We start from the raw sequence: 330 nt of genomic DNA, 5'->3' as shown, positions 1-330 counted from the left end.
AATCCACGTCTGCGGCTGCCGAGCAAGGCACCGCAGCACACGCCCTCGCCGAGCACAAACTCCGCCGCGCTTTGAAGCAGCGCTCGAAGCGGCCAGTCTCAACTTGGATTGATGACGAGATGGAAACCTTGACTGACGACTACGTCGCCTACGTCCAAGAACACATCTCGCTGGCTCGGGAGACCTGTGGGGATCCACAGGTGCTCATCGAGCAGCGCCTGGACTTCTCCCATGTGGTTCCGGGAGGTTTTGGCACCGGGGATTGCGTGATCATCGCCGAACCTACCTTGCAGATTATTGATCTGAAGTACGGGCAAGGTGTGTTGGTTG

General features: G+C 58.5%; 1 protein-coding gene. It reads left to right on the top strand.

Annotation, left to right across the window (positions count from 1 at the left end; all coding sequences use genetic code 11):
* Positions 1 to 330 (top strand): DUF2800 domain-containing protein (locus HMPREF2975_RS13110; protein WP_141757363.1); only part of this gene is annotated, 330 nt, incomplete at both ends.

The organism is Actinomyces sp. HMSC065F12 (assembly GCF_001814535.1).
Taxonomy (GTDB): Bacteria; Actinomycetota; Actinomycetes; order Actinomycetales; family Actinomycetaceae; genus Pauljensenia; species Pauljensenia radingae_A.
The sequence above is the reverse complement of the archived record's forward strand: the minus strand, read 5'-3'. Positions and strand labels throughout refer to the sequence as shown.